The 22,729-nt window shown below is 55.5% G+C and carries 21 protein-coding genes and 1 tRNA gene; 15 read left to right on the top strand and 7 right to left on the bottom strand.

All coding sequences use genetic code 11. The annotated features are described in order from the left end of the window. Positions 1 to 4 precede the first annotated feature (4 nt). The 8 genes from murA (at position 5) to GOX75_RS12545 (ending at position 5,732) form a co-directional block, all read left to right on the top strand. Positions 5 to 1,273, top strand: coding sequence for a UDP-N-acetylglucosamine 1-carboxyvinyltransferase (gene murA / locus GOX75_RS12580; protein ID WP_171123583.1), 1,269 nt, complete (start codon positions 5 to 7; stop codon positions 1,271 to 1,273). Beyond that, the gene (locus tag GOX75_RS12575) at positions 1,270 to 1,746 is read left to right on the top strand and encodes a DUF2948 family protein (RefSeq protein WP_171123581.1); all 477 of its coding nucleotides are present in this window, start codon (positions 1,270 to 1,272) and stop codon (positions 1,744 to 1,746) included. Before murA ends, GOX75_RS12575 begins: the two co-directional genes overlap by 4 nt. Next, positions 1,691 to 2,296, top strand: a complete 606-nt coding sequence (locus GOX75_RS12570) for a GNAT family N-acetyltransferase (RefSeq protein ID WP_174825841.1) — start codon at positions 1,691 to 1,693, stop codon at positions 2,294 to 2,296. Before GOX75_RS12575 ends, GOX75_RS12570 begins: the two co-directional genes overlap by 56 nt. Before the next feature lie 20 nt (positions 2,297 to 2,316). Then, on the top strand, positions 2,317 to 3,618 hold the full coding sequence (gene hisD, locus GOX75_RS12565) for a histidinol dehydrogenase (RefSeq protein WP_171123579.1): 1,302 nt from the start codon (positions 2,317 to 2,319) through the stop codon (positions 3,616 to 3,618). A gap of 185 nt (positions 3,619 to 3,803) precedes the next feature. Next, positions 3,804 to 4,283, top strand: coding sequence for a UPF0262 family protein (locus tag GOX75_RS12560; RefSeq protein WP_171123578.1), 480 nt, complete (start codon positions 3,804 to 3,806; stop codon positions 4,281 to 4,283). A gap of 3 nt (positions 4,284 to 4,286) precedes the next feature. Then, positions 4,287 to 4,739, top strand: coding sequence for a low molecular weight phosphatase family protein (locus GOX75_RS12555; RefSeq protein WP_171123576.1), 453 nt, complete (start codon positions 4,287 to 4,289; stop codon positions 4,737 to 4,739). 2 nt (positions 4,740 to 4,741) lie between these two features. Then, positions 4,742 to 5,140: a ketosteroid isomerase-related protein gene (locus GOX75_RS12550; RefSeq protein WP_171123574.1), complete on the top strand. Its 399-nt coding sequence runs from the start codon at positions 4,742 to 4,744 to the stop codon at positions 5,138 to 5,140. Beyond that, positions 5,133 to 5,732: a GNAT family N-acetyltransferase gene (locus tag GOX75_RS12545; RefSeq protein ID WP_171123572.1), complete on the top strand. Its 600-nt coding sequence runs from the start codon at positions 5,133 to 5,135 to the stop codon at positions 5,730 to 5,732. The genes GOX75_RS12550 and GOX75_RS12545 overlap by 8 nt, the downstream gene beginning before the upstream one ends. 15 nt (positions 5,733 to 5,747) lie before the next feature. Here GOX75_RS12545 and GOX75_RS12540 read toward each other — a convergent pair whose 3' ends face one another. Beyond that, positions 5,748 to 5,963, bottom strand: coding sequence for a hypothetical protein (locus tag GOX75_RS12540; protein ID WP_171123570.1), 216 nt, complete (start codon positions 5,961 to 5,963; stop codon positions 5,748 to 5,750). 138 nt (positions 5,964 to 6,101) lie between these two features. Here GOX75_RS12540 and GOX75_RS12535 point away from each other — a divergent pair, with 138 nt between their 5' ends. From GOX75_RS12535 to GOX75_RS12510, 6 genes are all read left to right on the top strand, one after another. Continuing rightward, positions 6,102 to 6,977 carry a carbon-nitrogen hydrolase family protein gene (locus GOX75_RS12535; RefSeq protein WP_171123569.1) on the top strand — a complete coding sequence of 292 codons (876 nt, stop codon included), beginning with the start codon at positions 6,102 to 6,104 and terminating at the stop codon, positions 6,975 to 6,977. A 90-nt stretch (positions 6,978 to 7,067) separates the two neighbouring features. After that, positions 7,068 to 7,286: a translation initiation factor IF-1 gene (gene infA / locus GOX75_RS12530; RefSeq protein WP_005978431.1), complete on the top strand. Its 219-nt coding sequence runs from the start codon at positions 7,068 to 7,070 to the stop codon at positions 7,284 to 7,286. A gap of 11 nt (positions 7,287 to 7,297) precedes the next feature. Continuing rightward, entirely contained in the window at positions 7,298 to 7,876 is a 579-nt protein-coding gene (locus GOX75_RS12525; protein ID WP_171123567.1) for a nucleoside triphosphate pyrophosphatase, read from the top strand. Beyond that, positions 7,873 to 8,895 (top strand): ribonuclease E/G, encoded by a 1,023-nt coding sequence (locus GOX75_RS12520; RefSeq protein ID WP_171123565.1) that lies wholly within the window; start codon positions 7,873 to 7,875, stop codon positions 8,893 to 8,895. Before GOX75_RS12525 ends, GOX75_RS12520 begins: the two co-directional genes overlap by 4 nt. Beyond that, positions 8,892 to 9,074, top strand: a complete 183-nt coding sequence (locus GOX75_RS12515) for a DNA gyrase inhibitor YacG (protein WP_171123563.1) — start codon at positions 8,892 to 8,894, stop codon at positions 9,072 to 9,074. Before GOX75_RS12520 ends, GOX75_RS12515 begins: the two co-directional genes overlap by 4 nt. 79 nt (positions 9,075 to 9,153) lie before the next feature. Then, a tRNA-Phe gene (locus GOX75_RS12510) sits at positions 9,154 to 9,228 on the top strand. Positions 9,229 to 9,502: 274 nt separating this feature from the next. On the opposite strand, the gene GOX75_RS12505 is transcribed toward GOX75_RS12510, so the two are convergent. Next, positions 9,503 to 9,793, bottom strand: coding sequence for a hypothetical protein (locus GOX75_RS12505; RefSeq protein WP_171123561.1), 291 nt, complete (start codon positions 9,791 to 9,793; stop codon positions 9,503 to 9,505). 21 nt (positions 9,794 to 9,814) lie between these two features. Next, the gene (locus GOX75_RS20585) at positions 9,815 to 10,018 is read right to left on the bottom strand and encodes a DUF2779 domain-containing protein (RefSeq protein WP_171123559.1); all 204 of its coding nucleotides are present in this window, start codon (positions 10,016 to 10,018) and stop codon (positions 9,815 to 9,817) included. A 451-nt stretch (positions 10,019 to 10,469) separates the two neighbouring features. Here GOX75_RS20585 and GOX75_RS12495 point away from each other — a divergent pair, with 451 nt between their 5' ends. Continuing rightward, positions 10,470 to 11,048 (top strand): hypothetical protein, encoded by a 579-nt coding sequence (locus GOX75_RS12495; protein ID WP_171123557.1) that lies wholly within the window; start codon positions 10,470 to 10,472, stop codon positions 11,046 to 11,048. Positions 11,049 to 11,103: 55 nt separating this feature from the next. On the opposite strand, the gene brxL is transcribed toward GOX75_RS12495, so the two are convergent. From brxL to brxC, 4 genes are read right to left on the bottom strand one after another with little or no spacing between them, the layout of a single operon-like run. Continuing rightward, positions 11,104 to 13,188 (bottom strand): BREX system Lon protease-like protein BrxL, encoded by a 2,085-nt coding sequence (gene brxL, locus GOX75_RS12490; RefSeq protein WP_170385551.1) that lies wholly within the window; start codon positions 13,186 to 13,188, stop codon positions 11,104 to 11,106. Between the two features lie 11 nt (positions 13,189 to 13,199). Then, a complete protein-coding gene (pglZ, locus tag GOX75_RS12485) occupies positions 13,200 to 15,701 on the bottom strand; it encodes a BREX-1 system phosphatase PglZ type A (RefSeq protein ID WP_171123555.1) in 2,502 nt (833 codons plus the stop codon). A 16-nt stretch (positions 15,702 to 15,717) separates the two neighbouring features. Beyond that, positions 15,718 to 19,215, bottom strand: coding sequence for a BREX-1 system adenine-specific DNA-methyltransferase PglX (gene pglX / locus GOX75_RS12480; RefSeq protein WP_171123553.1), 3,498 nt, complete (start codon positions 19,213 to 19,215; stop codon positions 15,718 to 15,720). Further along, the gene (gene brxC / locus GOX75_RS12475) at positions 19,215 to 22,727 is read right to left on the bottom strand and encodes a BREX system P-loop protein BrxC (RefSeq protein ID WP_254429641.1); all 3,513 of its coding nucleotides are present in this window, start codon (positions 22,725 to 22,727) and stop codon (positions 19,215 to 19,217) included. Before brxC ends, pglX begins: the two co-directional genes overlap by 1 nt. Positions 22,728 to 22,729 lie beyond the last annotated feature (2 nt).

Here is a 22,729-nt window from a genome sequence, read left to right as displayed (position 1 = left end):
GCAGATGGATTCGATTCTGGTGACGGGCAACGGGCCGCTGAACGGTCAGATACCGATTGCGGGGGCCAAGAATGCGTGCCTGACCCTGATGCCCGCCACGTTGCTAAGCGATGAACCGCTGACGCTTACCAATGCGCCGCGGCTGAGTGACATCAAGACCATGACCGCCCTGTTGCAATCGCTGGGCGCCGAGGTGTCGGCGCTGCAGGACGGGCAAGTGCTTGCAATGTCCAGCCATGACCTGACGAGCCATACGGCCGATTATGAGATCGTGCGCAAGATGCGGGCTTCGAATCTGGTGCTAGGCCCGCTGCTGGCGCGGTTTGGTGAGGCTGTGGTCTCGCTTCCCGGCGGTTGCGCGATCGGTGCGCGACCAATGGACTTGCACGTTGAAGGGCTTGAGGCGCTGGGTGCCGAGATCGAGTTGAAAGACGGTTATCTACATGCCAAGGCTTCAGGTGGGCTGAAGGGCGCTGTGCATGAGATGCGTTTTGCATCCGTCGGTGCGACCGAAAACATCGTGATGGCAGCGACATTGGCCAAGGGCACCACGGTTCTTAAAAACGCAGCGCGCGAACCCGAGATTGTCGATCTGGTGGAATGCCTGCGCAAGATGGGCGCGCAGATCGCCGGTGAGGGCACGTCGACCATCGAAATTCAGGGCGTCGACCGTTTGCACGGCGCGACCCATCAGGTTGTGACCGACCGGATTGAACTGGGCACCTATATGCTGGCTCCGGCTATGTGCGGAGGTGAGGTCGAATTGCTGGGTGGCCGTATGTCTCTGGTCGAAAGCTTCGCGGCGAAACTGGATGCCGCAGGTGTGAATGTCACCGAAACCGATAAGGGTCTGAAAGTCGCGCGCAAGAACGGTCGCGTCAGCGCAGTTGATGTGGTCACCGAACCATTCCCGGGTTTCCCGACGGACCTGCAGGCGCAGATGATGGCATTGATGTGTACGGCCGAGGGGACATCTGTTCTAGAAGAGCGTATCTTTGAAAACCGGTTCATGCACGCACCCGAACTGGTGCGTATGGGGGCCGACATCGAAGTGCATGGCGGCACGGCCACCGTGACAGGGGTCGAGCGGTTAAAAGGCGCGCCCGTCATGGCGACGGATTTGCGTGCGTCGGTATCGCTGATTTTGGCGGGATTGGCGGCAGAAGGTGAAACGACGGTCAGCCGGGTCTATCATCTGGATCGCGGATATGAACATGTGGTGCGCAAGCTCGAAGGCGTGGGTGCCAAGATTGAACGGATCAAGAACCAATGACTGATGCAAGTTTCCACGACGGTCGCGAGGCCCCTCTGAACCTGGGCGCGCAGGACCCTGACGACCTACAGGTGATCTCGACGCTCACTCAGGACGCGGTGTTTCCGATCACAGAGATGACGTGGCGCCCGTCGCAACGTCGTTTTGGACTGCTGCTCAATCGTTTTCGGTGGGAAGACAAGGAGGCTGCTACCCTTCGCGATCGGCCATTCGAGCGGGTGCAGTCGGTGTTGGTCTTTGACTCGGTCCTTTCGGTTGCCAGCCAGGGTATCGACCGCAGCGACAAGGACATGGTCATGTCACTGTTGTCGGTCGATTTCGAGGCCGCAGAGGATGGTGCAGGTCAGGTCTTGCTAACCTTGGCCGGAGATGGCGCAATTCGCCTGACGGTCGAGGCGCTGGACGCCACCCTGAAGGATGTCACCCGACCGTATCAGGCTCCATCCGGGCAGGCCCCGCACCATCCGGAATAAGCGCGGCATAGCGCAGGCGTTCTCTGGGCCATCCACGGGTCTGGAGCTGCGTCGCGCGACCGTGTTTGACGTGTTTCAGATTAGCCGGGTTCTGACCCGGTCGATCACCTATCTTTGCGCTGGTGACCACCATAAAGACGCCGCTCTGCTGGCGGCGTGGACGGGTAACAAGGATCCTCAGACCATAAGGCGATGGATACAGTCGCGGGCGACCTTATGGCTGGCCGAGGTAGATGGCGTCGTCGCTGGTGTCGGTGGGGTGCGCCACGGGGCGGAACTCTCGCTGCTTTACGTCGACCCCGCCTATGTGCGGCGCGGGATCGGGTTGGCGCTGCTGATCCGATTGGAGCATGAGTTAGCCGGGCAGGGATGCACGACGGCGCACCTGAATGCCACGACAACTGCCCGCGCGTTCTATCGTCGCTATGGGTGGTTAGATGTAGGCGCGCCGACAAACTGGCTTGGTATGCCGCATTATCCGATGCGCAAATCGCTGCACCCTGCTGCTGAAGGGTTGAGGCCAGCCCATCCGGGCGATATGTCCCGGTGAAACGCCCCGGAGTGCACAATATGCCCGTCTTTCTAGATACGACCTCGCGCGAATTCGAACCGGCGTTCAAGGCGCTGTTGTCCGCCAAGCGCGAGGATAGTCCCGACGTTGACGCCGTTGTGGCACAGATTATTGAAGATGTGCGCACCCGTGGTGACGCGGCAGTCATAGAACTGACCGCAAAATTTGACCGGCTTGATTTAACGCCCGATACATTGGCTTTTTCAGCGGCTGAAATCTCCGAAGCCGTGGCACAGGTCACGCCCGATGATCGCGCCGCCTTGGAATTAGCCGCAAACCGAATTCGGGCATATCATGAACGGCAGATGCCGTCTGATGATCAATGGGTTGACGAAACCGGTGCGACATTGGGCTGGCGCTGGTCTGCTGTATCGGCGGCTGGCTTGTATGTGCCGGGTGGTTTGGCCTCGTACCCGTCCTCTGTGTTGATGAATGCCATTCCGGCAAAGGTGGCAGGAGTTGAGCGGCTGGCGATTGCCGTGCCGACGCCGGACGGTCAAGTGAACCCGCTGGTTTTGCTGGCGGCGCAACTTTCGGGTGTGGATGAGATTTACCGCATTGGCGGAGCACAGGCGATCGCGGCGTTGGCCTATGGCACGGGCACGATTGCTCCGGTCGACAAGATTACCGGACCGGGCAACGCCTTTGTCGCCGCCGCAAAGCGTCGTGTCTTCGGCAAGGTCGGCATCGACATGATCGCTGGGCCCTCTGAGATTTTGGTGATTGCCGACAAGGATAACGACCCGGATTGGATTGCACTGGACTTGCTGAGTCAGGCCGAGCACGACGAAAGCGCGCAGTCGATCCTGATCACGAACGATGCTTCGTTTGGGCAGGACGTAGCAAAGGCCGTGGCGAAACGGCTTGAAACGCTGCAGCGGAGCGCGATCGCCGGTGCCAGTTGGCGTGATTTCGGGGCGATCATAACAGTGCGCGATCTGGATGAGGCGGCGGAGTTGTCCAACCGAATCGCACCCGAGCATCTAGAGCTGTGCGTGTCTGATCCAGTCGCGCTTAGTGAAAAAACGGTCCATGCAGGTGCTATCTTTCTTGGGCAATACACCCCCGAAGCGATCGGAGATTATGTCGGCGGCCCCAACCACGTGCTGCCCACGGCGCGGTCAGCGCGCTTTTCGTCGGGCCTTAGCGTTATGGAATTCCTCAAGCGGACCACCCTTAGCCAGATGACGCCCGAGGCATTGCGCGAAATTGGCCCCGCGGCCGAGCAACTGGCCCAGTCAGAAAGCCTTGAGGCACATGGTCTGTCCGTCACGGCACGGCTCAAACGGCTGAACGAGTGAAAGCTTGGCGGCCCAAAGTTGGAACCCGACACGCATCTGACCCACTGGCATCCCGGTATGTTCGCCGACCCATTGCTACAAAAGAGCAAATTGACCCAGCGGAGCCGTCGATTTGATCCATTCCCGCGTTGTCCAATTATTTCTGTTGCGATAAGCCTGATCCGACCTGAACGGACTGCACACACATGACCCGCATTTCGCATATCGAACTGGATGACCGCAATCTGCCTCCGCCGACCCCTGAGATCGAGCAGGAGCGCAAGGTCGCGATCTATGATCTGTTGGAAGACAACTCGTTTGTCCTGCCCAAACGCGGGGACAGGGTTGTGCCAGACGGTCCCTACCATGTGCAGTTGTCGATCCGCGACAAACGGCTGGTATTCGACATCGCGACCGAGGCCGAGGAGAAAGCGGCCGAATTCCATCTTTCGCTGGGGCCGTTCAAGCAGGTGGTGAAGGATTACTTCCAGATTTGCGAAAGTTATTTTGATGCGGTGAAGTCTCTGCCGCCCAGCCAAATCGAAACCATCGACATGGCACGGCGCGGCATCCATAACGAGGGCAGCCGGGTCCTGCAGGAGCGGCTGGAAGGTAAAGCCGAAGTCGATACCGACACCGCCCGCCGCTTGTTCACGCTGATCTGCGTGCTGCATTTCGGGGGGTGACGGGTGACGCCTCTGCCGCAGTCCATCCTGTTCTGTTGCGACCATAATTCGGTTCGGTCACCCATGGCCGAAGGTATCATGAAAAAATTCTATGGCACCGGCACATATGTCCAGTCCGCCGGTGTTCACAATGACTTGGAAATCGACGGGTTCTGCATTGCAGTGTGCCAGGAAATCGGTGTTGAACTGTCCCGCCATCGTTCACGCTCGTTTGATGAGATGCAGGAATGGGGCGACGACCTCAGCTCGTTTGACCTGATCGTCGCGCTGTCGCCCGCCAGCCAGCGCCGGGCGCTGGACTTAACCCGGATTTTTCATCTGGATGTCGATTATTGGCCAATAATGGACCCTACTGGACTGGGCGAGAACCGCGAAGAAAAGCTACATCACTACCGACAGACCCGCGATCAGATCATCAAGCATCTGAAAGACCGCTGGGGCGAGCCTACGGAGTGATCATGAACGAGACCGTCAAAACCTATTTCAACGCCTTCAACGCAGGTGATGTGGAGGGCATGTTGGCGTGCCTGTCCGACGATGTGGCCCACCATGTGAACGAAGGCCAAATTCGGTTTGGCAAAGAACAGTTCGCAGCCTTTTGCGCCCATATGAATCGCTGCTACCGCGAGAACCTGACCGACATCGTGGTGTTCGACGCCGAAGGCGGCACCCGCGCGGCGGCCGAATTCACCGTGAACGGCACCTATCTGGAAACTGATGAAGGCTTGCCCGAAGCGCATGGGCAGACCTATCGCCTTCCTGCGGGCTCGTTCTTTGACCTAAAGAGCGGAAAAATTACCCGCGTTACGACCTTCTACAACCTCGCTGATTGGACCAAACAGGTCTCGAATGGCTGAGGTTACAGCCGTCCGCCCCCTGACCGGAGCGGCGTTGGAGGCCGCTCTGGACGATGTCGCGCGCTTGCGGATCGAAGTGTTTCGGGCGTGGCCTTACCTTTATGATGGCGATCTGGATTACGAACGGAAATACCTGCAATCCTACCGTGATAGCGACAAGTCCATCGTTGTAGGTGCCTTTGATAGTAATCGGCTGATCGGCGCATCCACTGGTGCCCCTCTGACCGACCATTCCGACGATTTCGCAGCGGCTTTTGAGGGCGCAGGTCTGGACCTGTCGCAAATCTTCTACTGTGCGGAATCCGTTTTGCTGTCGGACTATCGGGGGCAGGGTGTTGGCCACAAGTTCTTCGATCTACGCGAGTCGCATGCCCGTGAACTGGGCTTCAAGAAATGTGCCTTCTGCGCGGTCCAACGCCCGGTGGATCATCCGATGCGGCCCGATAATTACCGCCCGCTGGACGCGTTCTGGCGCGCGCGCGGGTATGAGCCTATGCCCGGTGTAGTTGCGCAGTTTTCGTGGAAGGATATCGGCGAAGAGGCCGAGACAAAGAAACCGTTGCAATTCTGGATCAGGAATCTGAACGCGTAGCTGCGCTGTCAGGTATCAACGGGTCTGTCTGCGGCTGAGAAGACCATATTTCACCGCCCACCCTCGAAAAGACCGGCGTCTGGGCTTTTCCTGTTGAACTTCGGACTTAGTTTGCGCCCCGCCTTTTCGATTGAACTCGAATACGTCGATGACGCGTTCGGCGCAGCCACAGACCTCGCCCATGCCAACTTTGGCGAAGTAGAACTTTTCGAAGCTTTCAGGGTTTTGCATGGGCGTCCTCCTTTCCCTATTGAACCAAGTCGCGGCCTTTATGCCAATTCACTTTCCTGTCGGGTCGCGTCGGGGTGTATACAGATCGCGCGCTCCTGACTTAGTGTTGCACCAATCCAGAACCGAAGGATACCTCAGATGAAAGTCGCAACCGCCGCCTATGACCTCGACTGGCTCGACAGTTGGGCACAGTATGAGGACAAGTTGGATCGCTGGGTCAGCGATGCGGTTAGGCAAGGGGCCGAACTGCTGGTCTTTCCCGAATACGGCGCGATGGAATTGTCGACGCTGGACGGGGCAGAGGTAGCCGGCAATTTGGAGCGGTCGATCCACGCAGTTTCCGACCGGATGGAAGACGTGCACACCCTGCATCAGCGACTGGCCCGTGAGTACAAGGTTTATATTCTGGGGGCATCGGCCCCGGTTGTGGGCGGGCCGGGGCGCCCAGTGAATCGGGCTGAGCTTTATGCGCCGGATGGCGGACAGGATCATCAGGACAAACAGATCATGACCCGGTTCGAGCGCGAGCAGTGGGACATCGCCCCCGGCGGCCCGCTGAAACTGTTCGACACTGCGCTGGGCAAGATCGGCGTGCTGATCTGTTACGACAGCGAGTTCCCTTTGCTGGGCCGCGCGCTGAGCGAGGCAGACTTGATCCTTGTACCGTCCTGCACCGAGGCATTGTCCGGCTATTGGCGCGTGCGGATTGGCGCGATGTCCAGAGCATTGGAAAATCAATGCGTTACAGTGATGGCCTCCCTGGTGCGAAGCAATGACTGGTCCGAGGCTGTGGATATGAACACCGGCACCGGCGGTATTTTCGGGCCGCCTGACAAGGGATTCCCCGCAACTGGCGTGCTGGCGGAAGGCGCGCTTAATCAGCCCGGCTGGACCTTCGCGGAAATCGACCTTGGCGCTATCGCGACGGTTCGTGCGGACGGACGCGTGCTGAACCGCAGCCATTGGGACGAGCAGACCACCCGAGTCGAATCCGTCACATTATCCCGACTTTAGCGATTCCGGCCTTGAAATAAGCCCAAAATAGGCTCATTTAGGCGCACATCCTCGTAGATTCTGCGAGTGCAACGTAAATGTGGAGACAACATGGCCAAGGAAGATACGCTCGAATTTCCCGGTGTCGTGAAGGAACTCCTGCCTAATGCGACGTTTCGGGTCGAGCTGGAAAACGGCCATGAGATCATCGCACATACGGCAGGCAAGATGCGCAAGAACCGCATCCGTGTTCTGGCCGGCGACAAGGTTCAGGTCGAGATGACCCCCTATGATCTGACCAAGGGTCGGATCAACTACCGCTTCAAGTAACGCCCAACCCAATGGCGTTTATCTTAGGATCGGGCAGTCCAAGGCGGCTGGACCTGCTGGCCCAGCTTGGCGTGCAGCCCGATGCCATTCGCGCCCCCGATATCGACGAAGCGCCCCTGAAGGGCGAATTGCCCGTCCCATATTGCAACCGCATCACGCGGGCAAAAGTGCAGGCGGTTCAGGCCGATAGCGATGATATCACCCTTTGCGCCGATACCACGGTCGCACTGGGTCGCCGGATATTGGGCAAGCCCGAGGACGCTGGGCAGGCGGCCGAGTTTCTTCACGCTTTGTCAGGCAGGCGCCATCGTGTCATCACCTCAGTTGCGGTTCGGCGTGGCGAGCGTGTGCTGCAGCGCGATGTGGTGTCTCAGGTCAAGGTCAAACGCCTTTCTGACGTTGAGATCAACGCCTATCTGGCGACCGGCGATTGGCAGGGCAAGGCAGGTGCCTACGCAATCCAAGGCCCCGCTGGCGCATTCATCCCGTGGATTTCCGGTTCCTTCACCGGTATCGTCGGCTTGCCCCTGTCTGAAACCGCTGCTCTGCTGCAGGGCATCGGATACCCGCTATATCGTGAGGCATCATGAAAGGCCGTACCATCGTACTGGACCACATCGACGACCGCGAAGCTGCGGCATTGATGGTTGACGGAAAACTTGACGATTTCCTGATTGCTGGGGATGCGCCCGCGCCCGGAACAATCTATCGCGCCCGCGCAGACCGTCCGGTCAAGGGGCAGGGTGGCATGTTCCTGACAACGCCGGATGGGCCTGCTTTTCTGCGTCAGGTCAAAGGTTTGTCACCCGGTGCCCTGATGCTGGTTCAAGTAAGCGGCTGTGCCGAGCCGGGCAAGGCGTTGCCGGTCACTGATCGGGTGCTGTTCAAAAGTCGTTATGCGATCGTGACGCCCGACGCGCCGGGTCTGAACATCTCGCGTTCCATCCGGGACGAGGATGAGCGTGACCTTCTCCTGGAAATTGCGCATGAGTGTATGGATGGCAGTTCCTACGGATTGATTCTGCGGTCGTGCTGCGCCGGGGAAGACGCGGGTGAGATCGCCGAGGACATCAACGCGATGTTGGCTCATGCGGATCAGGTTATCAATGATCCGGGGACCGAGCCCGAACTTCTGTTGGAGGGCGATGGGCCGCATGTTCTTGCGTGGCGCGACTGGACGGAACCGGCCGAGGTTGTAACGCAGACCGGTGGCTTTGATACGCACGGGGTGCTTGACGCTTTGGATGTTGCCTGCGGGGTATCTGAGCCATTGCCGGGGGGCGGTCATCTCTATATCCAGCCCACCCGCGCCTTGATCGCTGTAGATGTGAATACTGGTGCCGACACGTCGCTGGCGGCGGGAACTAAAGCCAACTTCGCTTGCGCCAAGGCACTGGCCCGCGCATTGCGCGTGCGCGGTCTGGGCGGGCAAATCACCGTGGATCTGGCCCCTATGCCAAAGAAAGATCGCCGTGGCTTTGAATCCGCCTTGCGCGCTGCTTTGAAGGCTGACCCGATCGCGACAACAATGGCCGGCTGGACTCCTCTTGGGCATTTTGAGCTACAGCGCAAACGAGCCCGAATCCCGCTTTCGGAGGTTCTGAAATGAGCTGTCCCATCTGCGGAGATGACACCGTTACGAAATTTCGCCCCTTCTGTTCAAAACGCTGTGCCGACATCGACTTGGCCAAGTGGCTGAATGGGTCATATTCCGTTCCGTCCCAGCGTGAAGAGGATGTCGAAACAGACTTATCGCCGGAAGATGAAGGGCCGCACCGCCCACATTGAAAAAATGTGAAAAAGGCTCTGGACACTGCCAGTGGCAAGTCATAGAACGCCTCCACCCAACGGCAGTCGCCGTTCCCGTGCCCGGGTAGCTCAGGGGTAGAGCAGTGGATTGAAAATCCTCGTGTCGGTGGTTCGATTCCGCCCCCGGGCACCATTTAATTGTATGAAAATATTATATTTTCTCGAGATCTGGTCTAATGACTCGCTTTGATTTTTGTCGGTGTACCATCTCTGTACCATTTCACTTCACTTTAACCCATGTTTTTATTTGTTAAAAAGCTCCCGAAGAGCAGCTTTACCCAGAACTGGTCTCCGGCATATCGGTTTGGCGAATCCGGGAGAACGTCACGAAACGTTGTAGCCCACGTTTCCATCTGCGCCTTGCGTCTCAACACCGATGCAAGAAGCAGCGTACCGGTTAATTTCTGCTACTGCTGGGCTAGATGATCCTGCATCGCCAGAAGTTCACGATGAATTGCTACCATCACCCAAGTGTCACGTATGCGGTACGCAACCAGACCCGCATAGACTTTATCGCGGGCTGGATCGTCTGGGTTCGTTAGTGTCACATCCTTCCAAAGGCGAGACGCGCTGGCCCCCTCTTTCATATCCAGATCGTCGCATGAAAGCTTAGGTAATAGCGCTGGCGGAACGGCCTTGATTGATGCGCTGCCTTTGAACGCTGGATCACTGATCACTTCATCCGAAACCGGCTTCATCAGGTCGACGGCGGGCGCATTCTACGCTTCGAGAAACTCTGCATGTACTGGGTAAGCGGCTGCCATTTCCTTATTGCGCGATTTCTCAAACCGCACATACCACGCCAGCACCGAACCGGCGTCTCCGATGTCTTCACGAAGTCTTTTGATTAAGGCTGGTATCGGACTGTCGGCGCCCCGGTGCAGGAATTCCCGGTGTTCAATGTCGCCGCGAGACTCATGCAAAAACCCAAACTCAGGCAGGCGGCGCCAATCGCGCGCTTACCTTTGAATTCAGGCGAGTGGTTCTTTCTCTTGGCCATTCGGGATCGTCTCTTTCGTCATGCGATCCACCTCAAACACTGGTCCGATTTGTGGCGACCAACTCTGTCAGCTGTATTTGCACTGCCATATTCTCAATCGCATTTTCTTCCAAAAGTGATGGACGCGTTTGGTGATGCTTGGCGGTGCAATCTTCAGCTGTGCCTTCGACCTTACTAGAATCTTACCACAAACTTACTGAAAACTTACCACGTAACATATTGAAAATAAATATTAAATTTTTGCATTGGGGTTGCGATGCGATGAGATTGCTTGTATCTGACAACTGCTCCCTGGGAACTTCGGCTCGACGTATCGCTCGACTTGGCGGTGCAATTTGCTCGGATTGCCCAACCCCACTCTAAGGACTGAAAAAATGAAGCTCGAAGATGATGTATTTGTTCCCGATGCGGCTCTCTTAAACGACGGGGGTAGTTTGCACATCACCGCCAGCCAAAACGGTGTGCTCGAGTGCTCGGCCATCAATTGCGTGTCAAGTGTATCGGCTCAAGAGATTGATGGCTGGCAAGATAGAATGTTCCATGTAGGCATATCAGTCTTTGGGCAAGACGACAGAAACGTTGTTTTCTTCACCTTTAAATTCGATGGCGGATGCTTTGCATGTCCGTTTGCTTTGGGCCCGGAGTCTGAGCAAAATAAAGCGCTAATTTTGGATGCCTTGTTGAATGTGAGTGACCTGAACGACGATTTCACATGGCCAATCTATCTGAGCCTTGTGGACAAGACAGCGATGAAAGAGGTTGCGCTTAGGTTTTCAGCAATGACGCCAGAGTTTTGGCGAGCGGCGACGGAGGCGATTTACTCAAGTGTTGACGTCTCGCCATCTGAGTATCCCAGGATGCTCGAAGGAGTTTACAGTCTCTACCCAAGCCCCGAGCATATCTATCGAAAAGCTCATTACTTCGAACTCTTGGGATTGCGTGAGTTGGCATAGCTGATGAGCACCAAAATGTTCGGGAATCCGTACCACGTACATCTCGGACTATCTCTCACATCTTGAGATAGGTCACTTCAAACTGCTTAACGGCTCGATGCTCCTGAAACCGCCCAGCGAGGCTAAATGCGCTGGATCCAAAGTGCTGGTAGATATCAAGCCCGCGGTCGAGAGAGATCTTCCAGCCCGTATCCGTTACGATGTGACGTGCATGGGCTGTGCCGGCTTCATCAAACTTCCAGCTGAAGTCGACTCCGGCCGCTGCACATGATGCAACGATCTCATCCAGAAACTCCCGCTGTTTGGCGATGTCGCCATCATTGGGGGCTGTGATCAGTTCAACGGCAACCTGATCTTCGGGGTTCTTCTGGCGGATCACCACTTCCAGAAATTCCATCAAGTTGCGCGCCTGATGAAACAGCCGAATATAGGGGTCGGTGATAGTGATCTGACTGGCGCCCTTGATCCAGGGCCCAAAGATCTTCTCGAAGGTCACGCCTTTCCGGTTTTCCTTGAGCACCACATGACCTTCTCGTGGCAATTCCTTTGCCGGATCTTTGACCGGCGCGCTCGTCTCTTGAGCGTCGGACACATTCGATGAGTCGGTAACTGGTGTGTCTTCATCATCAACCAGCGACTCGTCATCCTCGGCCTCGTCACGCGCAAGATTGCGGTGGTAGAATTTCGGGAACTCATCCTCTTCCAGAGTTGTGACATGCACCTTGGCGCCATCCGGACGCACAAAATGGAAGTTTGTTTCCGGGTATGTGCTGTCGATGCGTTTGAGCTGATCCTTGACGCGCTTGCGGCTTTCAATCGCCAGCGTCAAAAGTTCCTCGATCTCTTCCTTTATTGCCCCTCCATTGGGGAACAGCAGCTTCAGATATCCCGACATCGTCTTATTGATGGCATCCCGATCTCGCGTAGAAATCTGGCTGCTTAGGGAAAACCCTGCCTCCTGATACACCAAGGCGAAATCATCGTTTCTGAGATAACGCAGGATTTCCGCGAGATAGTCGACGATAAAGCCGTAGCCATCGGAGAAGAGTTCGCTTCGGATGACTTCAATTTCCCAGCCCGGCAGATATGAATGCAAACGGTCAATGAACGCAGAGTCATGGAACTCGGCTGGCAGCTCTTCGAAGAGATCCGAGTTCTTCAGCATGTAAGGGACATTGTGGGCCGTGTTGCCCACAAAGGCAAAGCTGGCCTCGGCGCCCATGGTTGCAACACCTCGCGAGAAGCTCTTGTTGGCCATGTAGTTCTTCATGATGTCGACTAAGGCCTTCTGTGGCTTCTTGGTACGGCCGGCAAATTCATCAAAGGCCACAACATCCCAATAGCCAACCAAACCAATCTTACCGTTGCTGTTGTTCACAAAGAGCTTGGGAACAGTCACCTCACCGCCAGAAATCAGCTGTCCATGCGGTGAAAACTCGGAGTAGATGTGGGATTTGCCGGTGCCCTTGGGGCCCAGTTCAATCAGGTTGTAGTTCCGCTCAACAAACGGAATGAGGCGCATCAATTGAAGCAGCTTGCTGCGTTTGCCAAATTCATCTGGATTGAAACCAATGCTCTGCATCAGCACATCAATCCATTCATCCGTGGTGAAGGCATCCCGCGATGTCTTAAACATCTCGAAATCCACGCCGGCGACCTGGATGGGCTTCAGTGTATCCACAGTCCAAGGCGACACGCCGGCCTGTTCTGCAAACTCATAACTCACATCGCTGATGCACCAGACACCGGTTACCAACAGCTTCGGGTGGGCCTTGATGGTGCCGGAGTCGATAGCAACCTTCTTGATGGACAGGTTTTCAAAGACGGCTTCATAGGCATCGGTTTTCTCATTCAGGGACACAGATACCCGGTCGATCACCTTGTAACGTCCACGCTCTTTGATTTCCGATTGGACGAGCCCTGCCTGGTTTCGATGCACATAGTGCTTGCGCAGGATTTCTTTGACGGTCTCAATCCCTGTGGCAATTGAGGCCTCGTCGTCCGTCGCGCAATATTGGCCGAGCAGATACTCCAACACGTAGCCGGGCACGATGGCGTTGCCTTTGACTGCCTTCACGAGGTCCTTGCGCACAACAAAGCCTGCAAAGGTCTCATTGATCTTGTCATCAAGCGCAGTCATGTTGGCTCTCCTCAAAAGTCAAAGTCAGTCTTGATCCCGCGGCGCAGTTGAAACCGATGGCTTGCGATTTCTGTCGAGTGGGCCGTTTTGCCGATCCGCTCTTTGACCCTTAGGAAGACATCCTGATTATTGTAATTATCTGCCGCACGAGACAGCAGGAATTTTATGGGCATTTCCCGCTCTCGGGCGTTCTCGGAACTGAAATCAAATGTCAGCTCGTGCTTATCAGAGATCAGTTCATCATCTGACGCATAGATCCCAGCCGTCACAGTCCGGGCATGCCATTTCTCCGAGACGGGCTGTTCCTGATAGAGCATCACAGCCGTCTGGCCCGAAGAGATCAGGCTCTTACCGGAGACAACGATCCGGACATCTACTTTGCTGACATCGGTTTCCCGCTGTTTGCCAACGCGCAGTACCGGGATCACAACTTCTTGCAGGCTGGCACCGCCATGGACGAAGCGCGCGCCCGAGCCGCTCACACGCAATCGGTTTATTGAGTTTGGAATGGCCACTTGGTGATCGCCCGACAAACCAAGCTGCTTGGCATCCCAGAGTTTGAACCCATCTGCGGGTTGCAGGCCGCGCCCAACCACAAAACGGCGGTTCTTTGTCGTGACACTTTCACCTGCGGGTTCGGCGACCGAGAAGCTGCTCTCATCCAGGGGTTTATGCTGATAGAGGAAACCATGGTCTGCCGTAATGACGATGTTGGAAAAGTTGGCCGATTTCAGCTTCTGGACCATCTTTTTTAGATCTTCGACAGCGTCCTCAGCGGCTTCTGGCAGCCGGTCTTCGGTTTGCAGCTTGTCGCCCACCGCATCGATGCGATTATGGAAGATGTAGACGACATCATGGTCACGGAAGAGCTCTTTGCCTTCGTCAGTGCGCATGTTCATGAAGTCTTCTGCCTTCAGGACCTTGGTGCGGTCCTCACTGCGGCCCATATCCAGCACCTTGCCCCGATTACTCGTGCCCGATGTCGGCAATGCATATGAGGACACATCACCTTTGTCCGTGATCTCCAAATCTTTGTTTGGCAGAAGCGACGCCATGCCGAGCTGCGTATAGCTTGGAAGCGCGCTGATCATGGGGGTCAATTCGGCATCAAACCTATCCAGCGACCGGATCTCACGCATGCATTCTTCGGCTACTTCAAAACGCAAGGCGTCCGAGATGATCACAACGAATTTTTGGTCCTTGCTTCTGAACCTGTCGGCCTGAAGCCTGAAAAAGTCCTGCTGGCGTTCAAAGCCAGAGATTTTCCACTCATCCAAACCGGCGATCTGATCCTGCCAGAGGTCATTAATCTTCAGGACGAAGTTGGTGCCATATCGGTTTTCGATGCTTTCATAGAGGCTCGACAACAATGTCGCCTGCCCGCTTTTCTGCATGTGATAGAGGAACTTCCGATAGAGCTGGTCCAGTTTGAACCAGCTTGCCGCATAGCGCCTGACCGCGTCTTCGGGACTATGCATGACGAGTTCGGCGCTGGCCAGAGCCTGCTGGAACTCGGTCGCACAGGCGATGGCCTGATAGATATCGGCGTATTTGCGATACCAATGGCTCTGGCGGCGTTCTCGCACCCATTTCAGAACATCGACGCTGTTTGCGGATTGCTCTGACATCGCACCCACGATGGAACGAACGATGTGCCGGTCGATTTCCTCGAAATGGTCGATAGAGACTACCGCTCGGACATCCCGCGGTTCCAGATCTTCAGGGATCTTCAGGATCTCCTGATAGATCTCGGACAACCGCTCAAACGCCTCACCATTGTGACGGCTGTTCTTCCAGCGCCGGAAGGTCAGTAAAGCCTCACCGTTCAGATCGCCTGCCTCGCCAATCGCTCGCCGGTAGGCGGATTGGAACAAGGCGATAGAGAAGTCCTGAAAATCTGGCTGCTCAGGCTGATAGCCATAGGCATTGGCAACCTGCTTCCAGAAAAAGCCCAGCAAGCCCGACCTTTCCATCACTCGCAATCTGGCATCGCGTCCGAATGCAAGGTCCTCCAGCAGCGCCTCAACGACGGTATCCAACTCTCCATCGGCGTCCGCGCAAACCGCCAGCATCTTGCGGCGAATTTCGGAGACGCTCGCTGATGATTTGTCGACCTCAAACTGCTTGAGGCGGTCCAGACGCTTTTGGGAGCGATAAAACTCCATGTGGTCGCGCACGGCTGCATCGTATTGCGTAGGAATGCCAAGCTCCTGAACCCAAATGGCCGCCTGGTCGGCCTTGAACATCGCCGTCGCCAGCTGCACGTCCAGCAGCCAGTTATCCTTCATCGCAGGCTCAGGCCCGTGATTGTAGATCAGGAACTTCTGGTGCGGCTCTTGGCGCAGGATCCGGTATTTCAGACCGAACTCGTTATCCTTGATCTCAACCTTTTCCACACCCGTCAGGGCTAGCGCCTCGAACGTGTCGCGCATGTCGCGGTCGGCATCATACCAAAAGACAATCCGTTCCTCTTCGAACATCTTTGCCAACGTGGTTGAGACACGATCCGACATTAGCTCAACCCTCTCATCACAAACCTGCGATCTTCTTCAGCGCTGCGCCGAATTTGGGATAGTTCACCTTCACCCCGTCGTCGAGGTCGATCTCGACCCGTTGCTGCGCGAGGGGGAAGACAACATCCCGTTCCCATTCCGTCAGTTCATCGATCTGCTTGGCGATCTTGGCACTGTCTTTCAGCGCCTTTGTGCGCTGCCCTTGGGTGGCGGTGGCATCATCTGCCAGCTTGTCCAGCCGCGCCCGTTCGCCTTGCAGCTTGTTGATGAACTCGCGCAGGTAATCGTTCAGCACGACCGAAACCGTGTCGCTGCGATAGCGATGCATGTAGATCAGTGCATTAAACGTGCCTTTCGGGCTGGAGAACATCCAGTAAATCGGGCGCTTTTTATAACGCTTCACGTGGTCGTTGTAGAAATCCTTGGTGAAATACTTGCGCAGATCTTTGCCAAGGCTGTCTTCGACAAAGCGCAAGTTTTCCTGGAAATGCTCGTCGCCGAAGGTCACGCGTAGGAATTTGCGGAATCGCGCCACGATGTCATCGCTGAACCAATCCTCGTTCAGCACAGGGATGACGTTGTCTGCGTCGGGCTCGAACGCGGGTGACGGCACGCGGGCCAGATACTCCGCCAGCGTCTCGCCCTGATTGGCGAGGATTAGGCCCGGCGCATCAAGGCTGTAACGGCCGAACATGCAGCCCACAGCGTAGCTGAGGTACTCCTCCATGGTGCGCTTGCGAAGTTCTACTTCAAGCTCGGCGTCCGTCTTATCGCCCTTGATCGAATATGCGGGATTGCAGGTGAGGGTGATCTCCTCAATCGGGACCTCGGGCGTCAGTTCGCCTTGCAGACCATAAGCGTCGATGAAGATGCGGTTGTTCTCTTCCTCCAACCGCTGCATTTCATCCGTCATGGACTGCCAATGGGTGCGCAGGGTGGCGTAGCTGTCCTCCAGCGTATCGGCCCGGTGATCAGGCGAGAGCAGTGGGAGAGATCGGAAATTTCGGGAGATTTCGAAGTCATCCCAATCGGTTTGAGATAGATCTTGGCAGCAAAGGGAGTGCTGCTTGATAGCCGTTGTATTTGATGTTTCCCGCAAGGGAAGTGCCAAAATATCATTAACAGTGTTGTTTACCGTCGGATTAATGGCAAGAATAAAGTAGTTCGCCACTTTCGAATTAAAAAATGCTAGTGAAAAATCGGCAAGGCCGTCTTCACGCGTAAAGATTGTAGGGGAGCCTGAGCTATAGTTTTGATCTGGCAGCTTTTTCCTGAAGCTGGGTTTTGTAGAAGCAATTAAGGACCAACAAATACCCGAACGCCCCTCGAATTCTTCGCTAGCTAGACCTCCATGACTCTCGTAGACGTATTTTGCAGAATCGGACCAATCAACAACGTAGTGTTCGTTTCCGCGAAACTTTCTAAAGTCCCCGCCATTTGCATAGCCGATCCACCTGCCACTAGATAACGAAATTTCCCAAGTATATCTCAGGTATTTGTTATTGTCGTGTGTCTTTGTCCGTCCGCCGGAAACAAAACGCTCAGAGAAAATAGTTCCTGAAAATAGTTCAATATTGTTAAGCCAGTATGCAATCTGGTTGTCGGGCATTTTCCGAAAGTTTGCTACATCAGATTTGTAAAATAATCTCTCCCCATTTGTGTGTGATCCCTGATTTGTATTGAAATCTGCTTCAGAGTCATAACTATCGAAGTCAAAACGATAATTAGGATCAGACTTGGCGCGCAGAAAGAGTTCAGCGATATGATCGGGACGCAAGAACTGAAAATTTCTCTTGTGAAGCCGAAAAAACGTTGAATTTCTCTTGGACTTCGCTTCAGTCTGAAGCACAAAGGCTGTCGAACCCCAATCAACACCAAAAATGCCACGGCCCATATGTGCTAGGGTCGTAATTGTTGCTTTCTTAAGAATGTATTTACGTACCTTTGAAAACGAAGATAAAAAGAGCCACGACGGTAAGTTGATCATTCCAATATACCCCAAAGCCCTTGTCAGCGGCACACAACGCAGCATGAACATAGCGAAAAGATCCTGTTTGGCGGACGGATAGAGGTCGCTAGCAAATTTGGAGAGTTGGCTGTTCATACCTCCTGATCCCATATACGGCGGGTTGGCCACCACCACGTGATACTTTGGCGACAACGCCTCAGCCATGCGCAGCACCGTCAATACGCGTTCCTGCACCTCCTTCAGCAGCAGGTCGGATCCAAAATCCTGCGCCTCGACCACGCGCAGTGCCTCTGCCGGATCGCTTAGTTTCGGCACGATCAGCGAGCCGAAGTTCTTGGCCTGCTCGAACTGCCCCAGCGCCTCGCGCAACTCATCATTGAACAGATCCTCGCCCACTACCTTGGCTACGTACTGCATCTCGGTCTCGGTAACGCTCACGTTCTGCAACACGCAGATGTCCGGCTTTGCCTCCATCCGCAAAAACCGCCGCCGCCCCAGCCGCGCCGCCGCCTTCATCGCCAGCGCAAAGGCGGCCAGCGCACCCGCGCGGTCGTCAATCTCTATCCCCGTCAGGTTGTGCGTCAGGATCAGCGCGGGGATCTCGGTCGCGTCATATCCCTCTTCTTCGTAGATGGCGTAGAGCAGGTCAAAGGCATAGGTCAGCATGTGACCTGAACCAGCGGCCGGGTCGCAGATGCGGATCTCTTCAGGCTTGGTGATTTTCAGAAAGTCCGTCTCGGGCTCTTCGGGCGCGATGTAGTAATCCATCTTGGCAGCAAGCCCGCTGTGCGGTTTGTTGAGCAGCCAGAGCCGCCCAAGCGAGTTCTCCACCAGATAGCGGACGATCCAATGCGGGGTGAACAGCTGGGTTGCGGCGGGGATGTTCTCGGCGGTGATCTTCTGGTTCTTTTTGAGGCCAGCGAATACCTCGTCCTTCTTCTCCGAGATATAGAACTGGTAAAGCCAGCCGATGATCTCGACGTCCTGACAGGCATCCTCGGTCATGACCGCGCGCATTTTTGCCAGGATCGCATCGTTGGAGAGCAGATCGTCTGGCATTAGGAGCTCGGAGAAGTCGTCGATGGCCTCGAACATGTAGGGCAGCACTTTGTGCAGCGCGTTGCAGTCATGGACGAGAAGCAGGCGATAGGCTTCACCTTGCGCGTCATTGGACGGGATGCGCCCATCCAAGAGCTGCATGATCCGATCCGGTGCGCCGTCTGGCAGGTTGCCTGCTGCGGCCTCAGCCAAGATCTCGGGCCGCGTGGCACCATCGGCGGGCGATACAACACGGACGCGGTTGTAGCCATTGGCATCCATGAAGCGCAGCGCGGTGAAGCGGTTAAACCAGGTATAGGCGACCTTGTCGATCACCTGAGCCCGGCCGTCTTTGGCCGCGGCCTTGTCCAATTCCTTGACGATCTGGGGATGCTCGCGGCGTTCAACGCTGCTGTCGGCGGTCACAAGGTCAAAGCGCGATGCCACTTGTTCGATCAGCTGGATGCGAGCGTCCTGGGCAAACTTCTTGAGCGCGTTCGTGTCCATCAGACGATCACCTTCTTGCCGTCACGGATTTCCGCGAGCAGCGATTTCTTGAGCTCAGAGACATAGCGTTCCACATCAGTCTCATTCGCCAGATAAACGTCGTCAAAGGCGACGGGCACATCGCGGATGTTTGAGGGAGGCACGACCACCGGTGTCACAGGCGGTGGATTGTCTTCATCATCCGTTTCATCGGGAGTGGAGACTTCTGGCGCAGGTTTAAGACGCTCGATCAGAGACAGCATTTCCGCCATCAGATCGTTTCTGATGCTGTTCTTGCGGTCGCGCAGAGTGGGGATCAATCCGATCTTGTCCAAGCCTTCGGCTTTGGCTGCGATTGAACGTTTCACCTCAGCTTGGGCACCCTCTGGCAGTGCCGTGAACTCGTCCAGCGAGCTGACTTTGCTGTCCACCGTATAGAGTTCGCCCTCAACAGCTTTGCGTTCCGCCAGAAGCTGCTGATCGATCTTTTCCTTCAAGGCATAGAAGTCATTTTTCAGGTTCTGAATACTGGAACCCTTGAAACACTCCGGATCATCAATCGCCGCCTGCAACTGGGTGCCCGCGTCACCATCGACATAGTCAATGTTCGCCCGCTGATCGGTCAGGAACTGGCGAACATCATCATAGATGCTCCGCTGGCTGCCCCCCAGGAAGCTCTTGATCTTGTCGAGCAGATCTTCCTTGTCATCGAGAAGGACATCTTCTTGCGGCGCAACGCCCGTGATGAACCAGGTGGCCGGCTTATCCGCCATGGCTTCCAGACGGTCTAGAAGGGGTTTCAACGCGACCACGAACGGATAGCGCGTGTCCTGGCGCAGCAAATCCTTCAGCTCGTCACTCATTTTCAGAACAGCTTGGGACCATTCCGTGCCCAAGCTCCGTGCATCTGATCCATCGGCAGGCGCATCGAACAGCTCGCCATACAGATCTTTGGCCTTGCGTAGCTCAGTAGGTGTGAACTCGGTTTGAGGCGTGAAGAGCAGGTTTTCCAGCAAGCGATTGTTCTGAAGGTCGCTCGCCAGAGCGTCACCTTCTTTGACAACTCCATCCGAGCGCGCTTCAACTTTGCCTTTGCCCACCAGGCTTGCGGCAATGCAATTTACCGCAATCTCCGGCCAGCCATAGGGCTTGGAGGAAAATCTGTCTCTGAGATACTTGGCGGAAACCTTCACCCCATTGCGCGCTTGTCCTTGAACGAAGTTCAGCATTTCCTGCTCGGCCTCGGTCAAGCCTGCACCGCTTTCTCCAAATAGAGAGCTATCTGGATTGGCGGCTTTCTTAAGATCCACTTCCGTATAGGTCACGCCGCGCAACATGCCGAGGTTGACGTAGATCTTGTCGACGAGGGTCTGGAATGCCTTGAATATCCGGTCTTGCGGTTCCTCGCCCCCGATATCCAATTCTTCGCCGCGCACGAAAAGGCTTGCAGAGCCGAGAAGCTTGCGCAACCGCAACTCTAGATCTTTTTGGCGACGGCGGTTTTGCTCGCCCTTGTCGCTGACGATCCTGTCGCGACCTGGTTGCGGGGATCCAGTGCGCGCCTGGCGGACAAACTTGTCGGTCTGCTTGAACAAAGTCAGGTCACGGATAAATCGCTGGTCAGCGGACATCACCACCGAAAGCTCGTCATTGCCCATGCTGCGCATGCGAATGGCGTCAGGGTTGTCGACATCGTCGTGAAAAGGGCTGATCGCGTTGATGGCCATCTCATATGTCCGCCCCAGCGCGCTGTCATCCAGCATGCGCGTGTAGGGATACTCGAACCCCGTTGCCGTATGCCGAATTTTCCGAAGCTTTACGATTGAGTCAAAAACCAGGGTTTCCAGTTCAGTGGAGAGCTCAGAGGGGTCAATGTCGACATTCTTGATCTCGTCTTCGACGTCTTTTTCTTCATTCGTCAGAAACTCGTACACATCCCCGTTACGCTGGATCAACGTATTGCGTTCAAGTTCCGACAGCGCCTGCTCAACATTGCGTTTCAGAACGGTTTGATCGGTATCGAGCTCCGATAGCATCAGAATGCTGATGTTGCGCACAGTCGGTTTGAACTCTTTCACATATTTGACGAGGAAGAGTGCCTTCAGAATGCGCACCGTGAAGGGATCCGTCAGGTTACGCTCTGCCACAAGAATAGAGCTTTGCGCAGCGGATTTCAGCGCAGAGCGGATGCCTTCGAACATCATGTCAAAGGTGGCAAAGCCCTTAACCGGCTGATCCGCCATCGCTTTGGAGACGTCCTGGAATACGCCCAGCATCGACCGCTCCCCAACCGAGCTGTGCTTGCCTTCGAAGGCATTGTGTTGCGACAGACCCTGAATGGCCATTTGGAACAAATCGTATTGATATCCGGGGAACGGATAGCTCGCGATGAAATGGTCCTTATCTTTGAAGTTCTTCAGCTTGATGGAGCCGTCAGCGAAATCAAAGAGCGTTTTGAGATTGTTTTCTTCGCGGTCATGAAGATGACCAAGCGTGATCGTGCCGGCGTCCGTTTTGGCCAAGAGCCTGCGCTGAATGACCTCCGCCACATCCGCGGAGTTCAACGGCATCCGCACATCAAAGCGGGCCATAATCTTGGAAAAGTCCTGCGCTTGAAACGCTTGGTTGTCGCCGATGATGGCTTCCATGTCCTGCTGAGAGGTTACGATGACCCAGGCCTGACCCTTGCACTTGGTGTTCAGGCTTTCAGCAATCGTTTGTAGGTTGGTCATCAGCTTAACGTTGTCGGCAATGTATTGACCAACTTCATCAACAAAGAAGTTCAGACGAAACTTCGAGCCCTGACGATCAATCCAGGCTTTCACCTGATTGGCGAAATCCTCGATGGATACCCGTGTATCGGCGCGGTACTGCGTCAGGATGCCATTCGCATCATCGACATCGTTTCCGGAAACAGACGCATAAGCCTTGCCAATGTTCTTTCCTTCAAGAACGGCTTGCTCGCGTCCGCGCACCCAAGGCTTCCCGGCAGCCGTCTCATAGGCAACCCTGAACGCATCGAGCTGACCCCGTTCATCGAGATCGCGCTCGAATTGCGCAATGTGTGCCTGTTTGCCAAAATACCCGCAGGCCTCATCAAACACCTTCTGGAACACAGACAGAAGCGCATCCACATCGCCCTTCGAGATAACGTCTGCCTTCTGGTCGATGTTAAATAGGATCGATTTGGATGGCACCGAGACGGCTTTGCGTAGCGCGCCTGCCAGCATCGGTTGATCCGTGAGCTTGTCTTCGAAAATCTCCAATGGCGTCTTGCCATTCATAGGGGTGTTTTCAAGAAGCAACGCCAGCATCTTTAAAAGGTGCGACTTACCTGATCCATAGAAGCCAGAGATCCAGACACCGTTCGACTTCTGGTAGTTGTTGTATTCCTCAAGGAACCGCTCCAACCGCTGGCCGATTTCGCCGGTGATGACGTATTCTTCCAGCTCGATCAGCAGGCTTTCATCGTCATCGGCCTTGATCACTGCATCAATTGGGCGATCAACGGGTTTTTGGAAGATGTCACGCATCA

This window comes from Ruegeria sp. HKCCD7251, from assembly GCF_013031165.1.
Classification (GTDB): domain Bacteria; phylum Pseudomonadota; class Alphaproteobacteria; order Rhodobacterales; family Rhodobacteraceae; genus Ruegeria.
Note: the sequence above shows the minus strand (reverse complement) of the source record. Positions and strands in the feature narration are given on the sequence as shown.